The 12821-nt window shown below is 44.4% G+C and carries 12 protein-coding genes and 1 riboswitch; of the genes, 1 reads left to right on the forward strand and 11 read right to left on the reverse strand.

Annotated features, from left to right (window positions below; genetic code table 11):
- Nucleotides 1–26 precede the first annotated feature (26 nt).
- Nucleotides 27–635, reverse strand: coding sequence for a succinate dehydrogenase cytochrome B558 (sdhC, locus tag MHH79_RS14495; RefSeq protein WP_003222512.1), 609 nt, complete (start codon nucleotides 633–635; stop codon nucleotides 27–29).
- Between the two features lie 292 nt (nucleotides 636–927).
- Here sdhC and MHH79_RS14500 point away from each other — a divergent pair, with 292 nt between their 5' ends.
- Complete coding sequence (locus tag MHH79_RS14500) at nucleotides 928–1374, forward strand: YslB family protein (protein WP_003222508.1); 447 nt, start codon at nucleotides 928–930, stop codon at nucleotides 1372–1374.
- Between the two features lie 43 nt (nucleotides 1375–1417).
- Here the strand turns inward: MHH79_RS14500 and MHH79_RS14505 are convergent, their stop codons facing one another.
- The 10 genes from MHH79_RS14505 to MHH79_RS14550 form a co-directional block, all read right to left on the reverse strand.
- Nucleotides 1418–2644, reverse strand: a complete 1227-nt coding sequence (locus MHH79_RS14505) for an aspartate kinase (protein WP_100506477.1) — start codon at nucleotides 2642–2644, stop codon at nucleotides 1418–1420.
- Between the two features lie 125 nt (nucleotides 2645–2769).
- A riboswitch (Lysine riboswitch) is annotated at nucleotides 2770–2949 on the reverse strand.
- A gap of 64 nt (nucleotides 2950–3013) precedes the next feature.
- Nucleotides 3014–4786, reverse strand: coding sequence for an excinuclease ABC subunit UvrC (uvrC, locus tag MHH79_RS14510; protein ID WP_063335832.1), 1773 nt, complete (start codon nucleotides 4784–4786; stop codon nucleotides 3014–3016).
- 135 nt (nucleotides 4787–4921) lie between these two features.
- Nucleotides 4922–5236, reverse strand: coding sequence for a thioredoxin (gene trxA / locus MHH79_RS14515; RefSeq protein WP_003222500.1), 315 nt, complete (start codon nucleotides 5234–5236; stop codon nucleotides 4922–4924).
- 322 nt (nucleotides 5237–5558) lie between these two features.
- Nucleotides 5559–7046, reverse strand: a complete 1488-nt coding sequence (gene abfB, locus MHH79_RS14520; RefSeq protein ID WP_340034677.1) for an alpha-L-arabinofuranosidase AbfB — start codon at nucleotides 7044–7046, stop codon at nucleotides 5559–5561.
- A 217-nt stretch (nucleotides 7047–7263) separates the two neighbouring features.
- Nucleotides 7264–8241, reverse strand: coding sequence for an electron transfer flavoprotein subunit alpha (gene etfA, locus MHH79_RS14525; protein WP_340034678.1), 978 nt, complete (start codon nucleotides 8239–8241; stop codon nucleotides 7264–7266).
- 35 nt (nucleotides 8242–8276) lie between these two features.
- Nucleotides 8277–9050 carry an electron transfer flavoprotein subunit beta gene (gene etfB, locus MHH79_RS14530; RefSeq protein WP_014480500.1) on the reverse strand — a complete coding sequence of 258 codons (774 nt, stop codon included), beginning with the start codon at nucleotides 9048–9050 and terminating at the stop codon, nucleotides 8277–8279.
- 14 nt (nucleotides 9051–9064) lie between these two features.
- Nucleotides 9065–9841 (reverse strand): enoyl-CoA hydratase, encoded by a 777-nt coding sequence (locus MHH79_RS14535; RefSeq protein WP_003229549.1) that lies wholly within the window; start codon nucleotides 9839–9841, stop codon nucleotides 9065–9067.
- Between the two features lie 14 nt (nucleotides 9842–9855).
- On the reverse strand, nucleotides 9856–10440 hold the full coding sequence (gene fadR, locus MHH79_RS14540; RefSeq protein WP_100506475.1) for a fatty acid metabolism transcriptional regulator FadR: 585 nt from the start codon (nucleotides 10438–10440) through the stop codon (nucleotides 9856–9858).
- A 104-nt stretch (nucleotides 10441–10544) separates the two neighbouring features.
- Entirely contained in the window at nucleotides 10545–12227 is a 1683-nt protein-coding gene (gene lcfA / locus MHH79_RS14545) for a long-chain-fatty-acid--CoA ligase LcfA (protein WP_251218146.1), read from the reverse strand.
- Between the two features lie 188 nt (nucleotides 12228–12415).
- A complete protein-coding gene (locus tag MHH79_RS14550) occupies nucleotides 12416–12820 on the reverse strand; it encodes a DUF350 domain-containing protein (protein WP_003237674.1) in 405 nt (134 codons plus the stop codon).
- Nucleotide 12821 lies beyond the last annotated feature (1 nt).

Raw genomic sequence — 12821 nt, forward strand, 5'->3', positions numbered from 1 at the left:
CCTCTCCCTCTAGTAATCTAGTACTCTTAAACAAATGCAAAAATCGCTTTTAAGCCTACGTATGACAGTGCAACAAAAATAATCAGCGTAACGTATGTCGAAATTCTTTGAGAACGAGGCGTTACCGTGATGCCCCATGTAACAGCGAAAGACCATAAACCGTTCGAGAAGTGGAAAATTGTTGATAAAACACCGACAATGTAAAAACCAAGCATAGCCGGAGAGCTCAAAATATTCGCCATCATGTCGAAATTGACCTCAGCGCCCATTTGTGCAGCAATGCGGGTTTCCCACACGTGCCAGCTGACGAAAATGAGGGTGATGATACCGGTTACACGCTGCAGGACGAATAGCCAGTTTCTCATGTAGCTGTATTGGCCTGCGTTATTTTTCGCAGTAAACGCTATGTACACACCATAAACTGCATGATAAATTAATGGTAAGAAGATAATAAAAATTTCCAAGGCATACCTGAAAGGCAGACTATCCATAAAATGAGCAGCGCTATTGAATGCTTCAGCGCCCCTTGCGGCAAACTGGTTGACGACTAAATGCTGAATAAGAAAGATGCCGACCGGTATGACGCCAAGCAAGGAATGCAATCTTCGAAAATAAAACTCTCTGTTCCCAGACATTACTTTACCCCCTGTTTGATAAGTGCGAAATGTGCTAAATCTCTTCCCCCACTTCTTTCAATTGTAAGCACTTTATTAAGATTTATTGACAATTTCATTTTACTCCTCCCTCAAAAGGGCGTCAAGAAAACGCGTACATAAATTATAATTTTCCGAATTGATTAGTTGATTGAAAAATTTTATTTTATCAATATATATTTCTTGCTTAATTTTTCATAAGAATTACAGGATCATTCTGTAATCCTCCCCCCTGTTTGAGCTATAATATACGCAGGAGAGAGGGGAGACAGATATGAAGTCTAAATTTGAAGCATCTATTGACAACCTAAAAGAAATTGAAATGAACGCCTATGCCTACGAACTAATACGAGAGATCGTTCTCCCAGATATGCTTGGCCAAGATTACTCTTCCATGATGTATTGGGCAGGAAAACATCTCGCCCGTAAGTTTCCTCTTGAATCATGGGAGGAATTTCCGGCCTTCTTTGAAGAAGCGGGCTGGGGAACCCTCACCAACGTAAGCGCTAAAAAACAGGAGCTTGAATTTGAACTTGAAGGGCCGATCATTTCCAACCGGCTTAAACATCAGAAAGAACCTTGCTTTCAGCTGGAGGCTGGTTTTATCGCTGAACAAATTCAATTGATGAATGATCAGATTGCCGAATCATATGAACAAGTGAAAAAGAGAGCCGATAAAGTGGTTCTGACTGTGAAATGGGATATGAAAGACCCAGTGTAATCAAAAAGGCGGTGACTGCATAGTCCCGCCTTTTTGATTGTCATTACACAGCTGAAGGATGTTTTGAAAGCTCAAATGCATCGTGAAGCGACTCGACTGCTTTCACCATGTCATTTTCGCTTACGACTGTTGACACTTTGATTTCAGATGTGCTGACCATTTTGATTAAAATGTTTTTTTGCGCCAGTACAGCAAACATTTCAGCCGCTACACCAGGATTTGAGACCATGCCGGATCCAACAATGGATACTTTAGCCAATTTGCTTTCTGTCTCGATTTTCTCAAATTCCAGCGCGTCTTTATACTCTTCAAGCACCGCAACGGTTTGGTCTGCATCTTCTGTTTTGACAGAGAAGGAAATTCCAGTCTTGTCCTCGGCCTGCGTTTGGATAATGATATCTACGTTTATGTTTCTTTTGGCAAGTGTTGTAAAAATAGTAGACAAAGTTGTCAGGCCGCTAGTCAGCCCGTAAATGGTTACTCTTGTGATTTGATCTTCAAATGCAATGCCTCTGACAATTAAATTCTGTTCCATGGATGATTCCTCCTCAATTAATGTTCCCGCTTCGGTTTCTGTACTTGAACGCACTTCTAACGGCACTTGGTAATTTTTCGCGAACTCAACTGCTCTCGGATGAAGAACACCGGCGCCTAAATTGGCAAGCTCAAGCATTTCATCGTATGAGATGCCCGCAAGTTTTCTCGCTGATTTCACATAGCGCGGATCGGTTGTAAACACGCCTGGCACGTCTGTGTATATGTCACATTTATCAGCTTTTAAAGCGGCAGCCAAAGCAACTGCTGTTGTATCTGAACCGCCCCGGCCCAATGTCGTAATTTCACAATCCTTTGTCATGCCTTGGAATCCTGCAACAATGACAATTTTTCCTTTTTCAAGCTGGTCTGCTAAAACCGAAGTGTCGATATCTGTAATTCTGGCGTTTCCGTGAATGGCCTCCGTACGGATTCCCGCCTGCCAGCCAGTATAAGACACAGCGTCATAGCCTTTTTCCTGCAATGCCATTGAAAGGAGTGAAATCGTGACCTGCTCGCCTGTCGCCAGCAGCATATCCATTTCACGTTTGCTCGGCTGGTCAGAAATAGCTTTTGCAAGGCTGACCAATTCGTCAGTGGATTTTCCCATTGCTGAAACGACGATAACGACTTGATGGCCTTTCTGTTTTTCTGCAATTGCGCGGTTTGCCGCATTTTGAATTTTTTCGACTGAGCCGACGGAAGTGCCTCCGAATTTTTGTACAATAAGACCCATGTATTACCACCCTTTACATTTTGGTTCGTGCGGGTGAGGAGAAAGAGCGCTTTGTCCACAATAAAAAAAGCAATGAGAGGAATACTCTCATTGCTTATCAATTAATCATCATGAATGATTATGAACAACGAGATAGCCCTCCAAGAAAATGATTTCTTGACAGCCTTACATTTATTCAATGCACGGCCAGCAAATAATACCGATGGGGTTTTATTTGCTTCGGCGACGCTCCCCTTTCAGCCTTTTTCACAGAATCCATCTTTCTCCAAAGGCATACTCTTGAAGTTCGCACCTCTATCTTCACCATATAACACGATCTAACTATGAAATTAGTTCACATTTTATCAGATCTTATTTAAAAGGACAACATTATTTTTGCAATTTGTCGTAAATGAGCTGAGCCGCCGCTGCAGGAACACCGGCTTTTTTGATGTCCTCAAGGCTTGCTTCCTTCATTTTTTTAACGGAACCGAAATGCTTTAACAGCATTTTCTTTCTTTTCTCTCCGATACCCGGGATGTCGTCCAAAACGGATTGAAACGCGCTTTTTCCGCGGATTTGCCTGTGAAAACTGATTGCAAAACGGTGCACCTCGTCCTGAATGCGCTGCAGGAGGTAAAATTCCTGGCTGTTTCGTTCCAGATACACCACCTCCAGCGGCTCACCGATCAGTAAATTTGAGGTTCTGTGTTTTTCATCTTTCGCTAAACCGGCGATCGGGATATCCAAGCCGAGTTCATTTTCAATGACATCCCTTGCTGCGTTGATCTGCCCTTTTCCTCCGTCAATGATGATCAGATCGGGCAGCGGTAGATTCTCACGAAGCACTCTCGTATAGCGTCTTCTGACAACCTCTCTCATAGAACCGTAATCATCCGGCCCTGTAACAGTTTTGATTTTATATTTGCGGTATTCCTTTTTGTATGGTTTGCCGTCGATAAACACAATCATCGCGGAAACCGGGTTTGTCCCCTGTATGTTTGAGTTATCAAACGCTTCAATTCTGTGCGGCGTATAAATATTTAATGCCTCACCTAGTTTCTGCACTGCCCCGATTGAACGCTCCTCGTCCCGTTCGATTAAAGAGAATTTTTCTTTCAATGCGATTTTCGCATTTTTATGGGCAAGCATGAGCAGTTCTTTTTTCGGGCCTTTCTTCGGCTGGTGAACGTTTGTTTCCAGCAGCTGCTCGATCATGGATTGATCTACGCTGTCCGGAACTAAAATCTCCTTCGGAAGGAAGTGGTTGTTTTTTGAATAGAACTGCCCGATGAACGTGAGGAACTCTTCATCTGCTTCCTGATAAAGCGGGAACATGCTGACATCGCGTTCAATGAGCTTTCCTTGGCGGATGAAAAAAACCTGCACGCACATCCAGCCCTTATCGTACGCATACGCGAATACATCACGGTCGACTAGATCGTTCATCGTCATTTTTTGTTTTTCCATCGTTGATTCAATATGGGCAATTTGGTCACGAAGCTCTTTTGCTCGTTCAAACTCAAGATTCTCAGCAGCTTCATGCATTTTCTCTTCAAGCTCTTTTTTGACCTCATTATAGCCGCCCCTTAAGAAACGTGTAATGCTTTCAACCAGCTCTCTGTTCGTCTCTTCGGAAATATCCTTTACGCACGGAGCGAGACATTGGCCCAGATGATAATAAAGGCACACTCTGTCCGGGAGCTTGGAGCATTTTCTGAGAGGATACAGACGGTCGAGCAGTTTTTTTGTTTCCCTTGCTGCCTGTACATTCGGATACGGCCCGAAATAGCGCCCTTTGTCTTTTTTGACATTGCGGGTGACAATCAGCCTTGGGTGGCGTTCATGGGTGAGTTTTATGAAAGGATAGGTTTTGTCATCTTTGAGCATGACGTTGTATTTCGGATCATGCTTTTTGATCAGATTCATTTCTAAAATAAGCGCTTCAAGATTGGAGGACGTCACGATATATTCAAAATCCTCGATTTCCGTCACAAGCCTTTGGGTTTTCGCGTCGTGAGAGCCGGTAAAGTAGGAGCGTACTCTGTTTTTCAGCACTTTTGCTTTCCCTACGTAGATCACAGTCTGCTGCCGGTCCTTCATGAGATAACAACCCGGTTGATCAGGAAGGAGGGCGAGTTTTTCTTTCAGTTGTTTGTTCATATGTTACCCTTCCTTATGTTTAATCCTTTATTCCCAGTTTAACACGAACGTTTGTTTTTCTCTATGATTCACAATTGGCGAATAAAAAAAGCGATCCCTCAATCGGAATCGCTCTGGCATGTAAGCAGCGGAAAATTAAAGATGTTTGTTTACAAGCTCTTGAAGCGCTTCTTTTGGTTTGAAGCCGACTGAAGTTTCAACTACTTCGCCGTCTTTTAACACAAGAAGAGTCGGGATGCTCATAACGCCGTATTTTCCGGCAGTTTCTTGGTTTTCATCTACATCGATTTTTACGATTTTCAGTTTGTCTCCCATTTCTTGATCCAATTCTTCAAGAACAGGTGCAATCATTTTACAAGGTCCGCACCAAGGAGCCCAGAAGTCTGCCAGTACGACGCCTTCGCTTGTTTCAGCTGAGAAAGATTGATCAGTTGCTTTTACGATAGCCATTATTGAATTCCTCCAATGTGAAATGATGATTTTTAGTATAGCATCTCCCATTCGTTCACGCTATTTTAATGCTTACAAATTATTTTTTCCTGATCACAGCCGGTTTACTCATTTTTATATGGTTGAATGGGATATGCTCTTTTTTTAAAACACAAATCTGATAATGGCCCCGATCACTACAATTGCCCCAATAATCATTAAAATGGTACGAAGCATAAGATCACATCTCCTCTTCACTGTCATGTACTTTACCATGCCCTGCCGGAGCTGTTTTAAAACCTGAAAAAGAGCGCCGGCATGAAGCTCCGGCGCTCTTGCGCAATTAAGAATCAGCACGCAGCGTAAGTAAGACGACTGACATTGGCGGGAGTTTTACTTTCAATTTGTTTTTGCTGAGCGTGTATTGTCTGAAGGATTCCGGTTTGACATGATGAGGATCGTCAAACGTGTTATGCGCATTCATTTTTTCTGCCGTAAGAATGACTCCGGAATGGTCCGCTGCCTTGTGTAGGCCCCTCAGCTCGATTTCCACCTCCGCTTTGTTTTGGTGATCGATGTTGCAAATTGTGATATTGATATCGCCTTCAGCTTGTTTCGACGCTGAAATGCTGATTTGCGGAAGCGTTTCACCGTTCCATTCATAGTCGGCAGACATTGTCTCTGTGGCTAAAAGAGAAGCGTCCTGGTGCACCTTAAACATATTGAATACATGGTACGTCGGTGTCAAAAGCATCCGCTCTCCCTCAGTCAAAATCATTGCTTGAAGAACGTTGACCGTTTGGGCGATATTGGCCATTTGCACCCGGCGGCAATGCTGATGGAAGATGTGGAAATGAGAAGCCGCCACCAGCGCATCACGAATGGTATTTTGCTGATATAAGAAACTGGGATTCGTGCCTGGCTCGGGATCAAACCACGTGCCCCATTCATCAATAATCAGCCCGACCCGCTGCTCCGGATCATACCGGTCCATAATCGTGCCGTGTTTTTGAATCAATTCATCGATGTATTTGGCTTTTTTCATCGTAATAAACCATTCATCTTCCGTGAATTCTGTGGCTGATCCTTTGCCCTTCCAAAAATCCCCCGGAATCGTGTAATAATGAAGACTCAACCCGTCCATCAGGCCAGCGGCTTTTTTCATAAGCACATCCGTCCAATTAAAATCATCCACATTTGCGCCGCCGGCAATTTTATAAATGTCATTCCCGCTGTAATTGCGGACATAAGTCTGAAAACGCCGGTACAGATCTGCGTAGTATTCGGGATGCATGTTGCCGCCGCAGCCCCAGTTTTCATTGCCCACGCCGAAATATTTCAGCTTCCAAGGCTCTTCTCTTCCATTTTGTTTTCTCCAGTCTGACATCGGCGTGCCTTCTTCAAATGTCATATACTCAATCCACTCCGCCATTTCCTGAACGGTTCCGCTTCCGACATTGCCGCAAATATATGGCTCGCATTCAAGCAGCTCGCAAAGCATCATAAATTCATGCGTTCCGAATTCATTTGATTCAATTGTACCGCCCCAGTGAGTGTTCAGCATTGTCTTACGGTCACCGACACCGTTTGCCCAATGGTATTCGTCCGCAAAACACCCGCCCGGCCATCTGAGGACAGGAATGTGCAGCTGTTTGAGCGCCTCCAGCACGTCCTTTCGTATCCCGTTGATATTGGGGATGTCTGAGTCCGTTCCGACCCAGATCCCCTCATAAATCCCTCTTCCTAAATGCTCAGCAAAATGACCGTATATATTTTTGTTAATGGTTCCTTTTACGATATCTGTTTGAATCACTGCTTGATGTTCAGACATGCCTCTGATCATTCCTTTCATACGGATATGAAAAGCACCACAGTCAAATATGTGATCTGTCTTTTGCCTGAGGAGTCATCATGAATGTAAGCGCTTTTAAAGTAACCATATTATATATGTTCGTACATGTCAACGATATTTTCTATTGTTTTTATATTTGTACGTATGTATTTATAACTATGAAAAAATCCCGAACTTTTAAAGTCCGGGATTTCCTTTATGAGTGTATATTCAATTGTTTGAATTCCTCAGTTAATAACGGGACAACTTCAAATAAATCACCGACGATGCCGTAATCCGCTATTTTAAAGATATCGGCTTCGGGGTCTTTATTGATGGCGACGATCACCTTGCTGTTTGACATGCCGGCCAAATGCTGGATGGCGCCGGAAATGCCGCATGCAATGTACAAATCCGGAGTGACGACTTTCCCCGTCTGCCCGATTTGAAGAGCGTAATCGCAATAATCAGCGTCACATGCCCCGCGAGAAGCCCCGACTGCGGCCCCTAGCACCTCTGCAAGCTCCTGCAGAGGCTGAAATCCCTCCTTGCTTTTGACTCCTCGGCCGCCCGCAACGATAATTTTTGCTTCGGAGAGATCAACGCCGTCAGCTGTTTTTTTCACGACCTCTTGGATAACAGTGCGGAGGTCAGTAAGAGAAACATCAATGCTTTCGATGCTCCCCGATCTGCTGGTGTCTTTTTCTGAAGCTTGAATGTTATTGGGGCGAATTGTCGCAAAGATCATCAGATCGGTTGAAATGACGCGTTCAAAAGCTTTCCCCGAGTAAATCGGCCGTGTGAACACAACATTCCCTCCGGTAACGCTTACATCTATAGCATCAGAAATTAAGCCTGTTTGCAGCCGGGCAGCAAGCTTCGGTGAAAGATCCTTGCCCATTGCCGTATGCCCGAAGATGACTGAATCAGGATTTTCTTGCTCGATAACACCTCTCATGACCTGGCTGTACCCGTCTGCCGTGTATGTTTTCAGCTTCGGGTCCTCAGCGGTAAGAACTTTATCTGCTCCGTAATGAATAAGCTCTTGTGCAATGCTTTGTACATTTTCACCGATGAGAACACCGATGACTTCTCCATCTCCTGAAATGGTTCTTCCTGCAGCTATTGCTTCAAAGGTGACATTCCGCAATTCCCCATCGCGTATTTCTCCAAGTACGATCACTTTTTTTCCCATTCTAACATCCCCCTGTTTCTTTGAATGTCCAAGCTTTAAATGACTTTAGCTTCGCTGCGGAGCAATGAGACAAGCTCTTTTGCCTGTTCGGCAGGCTCACCTTGGAGAAGCTTCCCGGCTTCTTTTTTTGGCGGCAGAAAACGCTCAATGGTTTTCAGCTTTGGTTCAGCATCCTCTTCGTCCAGGTCAAGATCATCAAGTTCAAGCTCTTCAAGCGGCTTTTTCTTAGCCTTCATAATTCCCGGAAGCGATGGATAGCGCGGCTCGTTTAAGCCCTGCTGAGCTGTGACAAGCAATGGGAGCGTCGTTTTGATTTTTTCAACATCCCCTTCGACGTCCCTTTCTGCTTCTGCATCAGTGCCGTTGATTTCGAGTTTGGTGATCGTAGTGATACACGGAATGTCCAGTAGCTCGGCAAGCCGAGGCGCCACTTGTCCTGATCCTCCGTCAATGGCAACATTTCCGCCGAGAATCAAATCAAACTCCTGATCCTTCATATAGTGGTATAAAACTTGAGAAATGGAATATTGGTCGGGTTCTTCGAGATCATCTTCTATGTTGATTAAAACAGCTTGGTCACAACCCATGGCCAGCGCCGTACGCAATTCTTTCTCCGCTTCTTCACCGCCGACCGTGACGGCGGTGATCGTGCCGCCATGCTTTTCCTTCAGCTGGATGGCTTCTTCTATCGCGTACTCATCATATGGATTAATGATCCATTCCGCTCCGTCATCCTGAATCTTTCCTGTTTCAATGACGATTTTTTCTTCTGTGTCAAACGTCCGTTTCATCAGTACAAATAGATTCATGATCATATCCCCTTTTATTCGCCTTTGAACTGAGGCTTTCTTTTTTCGAGAAATGCCTGGATGCCTTCCTTGGCGTCCTCTGACTCAAATGCTTCCCCAAATCGCTTTGCTTCAAGCTTTAAGCTGCCTTCATAGGAATACACCTTGTTGGAATAAAGAAGTTCAAGCAAAGATGCCAGCGTTTGCGGGCTTTTCTCTGCAAACTTAGCGGCAAGTGCTTTTGCTTTTTCAATCACTTCTGCCTCATCTTTCGCTCCAATTGAGACAAGTCCGAGATCAAGCGCTTCTTTTCCGGATATCGGTTCTCCTGATCCGATGAGCTCTAGTGCTTTGGCTGTACCGACATATCTCGGAAGGCGCTGTGTCCCCGCAAAACCCGGAATGATACCGAGATTAAGCTCCGGGAGCCCCAGCTTGGCGTCTTCTGCCGCGATTCTGATATGACAGGCCATCGCCAGCTCCAGCCCGCCTCCAAGAGCAGCGCCGTGAATTGCCGCGATAATCGGTTTTGGAAAGCTTTCGATTCTTTCCATCAGCTGCTGGCCGCGCTCAGCCAGCAGTGAGGAATCCTCGTTGCCTTTAAGCGATGTAAATTCTTTAATATCAGCGCCGGCTGAGAAAAATCTTCCCTCGCCGTGAATGATAATGCTTCGTACGCCTGCATCTGTCTCACATTGATCAAGACAGGAAGACAGCTCTTCTAATATCCGGCTGGAAAGTGCATTTGCCGGCGGATTGTGAATCGTCAAAACTGCCACAAATTGATCAACTGCCAGTGATATTGCATTCATAGGACAGAACTCCTTTACTTATTATGAATTCCAGACACCAATAATTCTAAAACGCTGTCTGAAAGCGCAGCGAGATCGTACTTTTGGTCATTCATCACCCAAGTTGTCACGGTTTCGTCAATCGTTCCAAAAATCATCTGCCGGGCGAGGCGGACGTCGAGGCCTTCTTTTAATTCGCCTGATTGTATACCTTCCGTTAAAATGTTATCCAAAATATTTAAGTAGCCTTTTAATATTTCGTTGATTTTTTGGCGCAGCTCCAAGTTGGATTGGCGGAGCTCAAGCTGCGTGACAATTGCGAGATTATGGTCACCCGCTAAAAGGGAAAAATGCTTTGAAATCACAAGCGCCAATTTCTCTTTTGCTGTTGCTTTTTCTTTAATGTCCTCTTCCATCCGCTCAATAAATTGACCCATTTTTTCTTTGAAAAGAGAAATTAAAATATCTTCTTTGTTTTTAAAATAGAGATAGATGGTGCCGTCCGCTACTCCGGCTTGTTTGGCAATTTTGGATACCTGTGACTGGTGGTAGCCGTTTTCTGCAATGACTTCTACTGCTGCATCAATAATCTGCATATACTTTGGCCGTTTTTGCTTCAATGTTCATCGTTCCTTCCTATAGAAATGAATGACTATTCATTCATAATTTCATGATAAGAAGGATTTTCAGGTTTGTCAAGTTTATTCATAAGCGTTCTCTTTTTTTATTTGATATGATGATTTTCGGCTTCTTCTTCAAGTAAACGCCTTCTTAAAATTTTTCCCACCGCCGTTTTCGGCAGCTCTTTTCTGAACTCATAGGCTTTGGGCACCTTATAGGGAGCTAGACGTGATCTCGCAAAAGTGTCTAGTGCTTCTGCATCGGCTTTTGCGCCTTTCTTTAACACCACAAATGCTTTTACTGTTTCTCCCCTGTAGGAATCGGGAACGCCTGCGACAACAATTTCCTGGATAGCTTCATGTTCATAAAGCGCTTCTTCTACCTCACGCGGGTAAATATTGTAACCGCCGGCAATGATGATATCCTTCTTCCTGTCAGCAATATAGAAAAAGCCTTCTTCATCCATATAGCCCATGTCCCCGGTGAACAGCCAGCCATCTCTCAGCACTGCGGCGGTTTCCTCTGGTTTATTCCAGTATCCTTTCATGACTTGCGGACCTTTTACAATGATTTCTCCATGCTCATACGGAGCGGCAAGCTCACCCGTCTCTTCAGAATAGATCGCGGCGTCCGTACTCGGCCAAGGACAGCCGATACTGCCCGGCTTGTTTTTTCCCCAGATAAAGTTTGCATGTGTCACTGGAGATGCCTCAGACAAACCATAGCCTTCCACAAGCTTTCCGCCAGTCACCTTTTCAAATTTCTGCTTTACCTCCACGGGGAGCGCGGCTGATCCGCTAAGACAGCTTTTAATGGATGACAGATCATAATGCTGCAATTCGGGGTGATGCAAAAGGCCAATGTAAATTGTCGGTGCGCCAGGAAAGAGCGTTGGTTTGTGTTTGTCGATGATTTTAAGTGTTTCGAGCGGATCAAACTTAGGAAGAAGAATCATTTCGAAGCCTAGTTTAATCGAATAGTTCATGACTGCCGTCAGTCCGTAAACATGAAAAAACGGGACGATGCCCAGCACTTTTTCAGCGCCTTCTTTCACGTCATACATCCAAGCGGCGCACATTTCAGTATTTGCCAAAATATTTTGGTGCGTGAGCATGACCCCTTTTGGAGCTCCGGTTGTTCCTCCGGTATACTGGAGGACAGCGATATCATGCTCAGGATCGGTCTTCGGGATTGTCAGGAGTTCAGTTTTTTCCTGCTTCATACTGGAAGCAAACGTGTGAATGTTAGCTGTTTTGTCAAAGTCGATATGCACTTTTTGTTTTTGCGTCAGCGGGTAAAGAATATTCTTCGGAAAAGGCAAATAGTCTTTTACGCTGGTTATCAAAATCTGGTCGACTATTGATAACGTTTTCATTTTTATTGCCTTCGGGAAAAGCAAATCTAAGGTGATGATCACACTTACCTGAGCATCTCTAAGCTGGTATTCAAGCTCATGCTCGGTATAAAGCGGATTCGTCTGCACCACGATGCCACCGGCAAACAAGACGCCATAATAAGAAATCACTGTTTGCGGGCAATTGGGCAGCATAACAGCCACTCTGTCTCCTTTTTGCAGGCCATTGCACTGCAAAAAAGCTGCAAGTTTAAGAGCATCCGTCAGAATGTCATGAAAGGTGAGTTTTTTTCCATAAAACGATATTGCGGTTTTATCAGGGAATCGTGCGGCGGAGTCTGTCAGGATGGATTGCAGGGTTTTATTCGGCAACGGAAGCTCATGCGGGATATCGTTGGGATACTCGGCAAGCCACGGCTTTTGAGACTGCATAAAACCTCCCCTTTCGATTTTAGAGATCCACCTTATCATTATAGCAGATGGACGGCAAAAAAAAGAAAAAGAAAGGTAAATCTTTCTTTTTCTCATAATATGAACAGATATATAAGACCAATTAACAAAAAGATTCCCGCCGCGGCGAGCAGTATTTTCGCAAGCTTTTCCATCTATTCTCCGTCCCCTTATATTCCGGCTGCCACCACAAAAGAAAGCCCGACAGAAATAACAAATGAAATAAAGCCGACAGCCCGGTTATCATTCTCGATTTCCTGATCAATTTTAAACCGCGGAGTCAAAAACTCAAAAATAAAGTAGCTGATCAGAAGCATAACAAACCCGTAAACGCCCCAGCCGATCATTTGCAGCAGCGAATTATGCTGGGAGATGGAATGCTGAAATACGTTTGCGATTCCCAAAATTTTTCCGCCGGTCGCCATTGCCACCGCAAGATTTCCTTTTTGAATCTCTTCCCAGTTTTTATAAGCCGTCACCAGCTCAAACACAGTCAAAAAGAGGACGAGGCAGAGAACCGCGACACTGTAATATGCCGCGATTTCCACAAGCTCGTTTTCCCAAAAATCACTCATG

The organism is Bacillus sp. FSL K6-0993 (assembly GCF_037977205.1).
Classification (GTDB): domain Bacteria; phylum Bacillota; class Bacilli; order Bacillales; family Bacillaceae; genus Bacillus; species Bacillus subtilis.

Coding starts and splice junctions, on each gene's coding strand:
- etfB (WP_014480500.1), bottom strand. CDS start 9,050: ATGAATCTATTTGTACTGATGAAACGGACGTTTGACACAGAAGAAAAA.
- MHH79_RS14535 (WP_003229549.1), bottom strand. CDS start 9,841: ATGAATGCAATATCACTGGCAGTTGATCAATTTGTGGCAGTTTTGACG.
- etfA (WP_340034678.1), bottom strand. CDS start 8,241: ATGGGAAAAAAAGTGATCGTACTTGGAGAAATACGCGATGGGGAATTG.
- abfB (WP_340034677.1), bottom strand. CDS start 7,046: ATGTCTGAACATCAAGCAGTGATTCAAACAGATATCGTAAAAGGAACC.
- trxA (WP_003222500.1), bottom strand. CDS start 5,236: ATGGCTATCGTAAAAGCAACTGATCAATCTTTCTCAGCTGAAACAAGC.
- uvrC (WP_063335832.1), bottom strand. CDS start 4,786: ATGAACAAACAACTGAAAGAAAAACTCGCCCTCCTTCCTGATCAACCG.
- MHH79_RS14505 (WP_100506477.1), bottom strand. CDS start 2,644: ATGGGTCTTATTGTACAAAAATTCGGAGGCACTTCCGTCGGCTCAGTC.
- lcfA (WP_251218146.1), bottom strand. CDS start 12,227: ATGCAGTCTCAAAAGCCGTGGCTTGCCGAGTATCCCAACGATATCCCG.
- sdhC (WP_003222512.1), bottom strand. CDS start 635: ATGTCTGGGAACAGAGAGTTTTATTTTCGAAGATTGCATTCCTTGCTT.
- MHH79_RS14550 (WP_003237674.1), bottom strand. CDS start 12,820: ATGAGTGATTTTTGGGAAAACGAGCTTGTGGAAATCGCGGCATATTAC.
- MHH79_RS14500 (WP_003222508.1), top strand. CDS start 928: ATGAAGTCTAAATTTGAAGCATCTATTGACAACCTAAAAGAAATTGAA.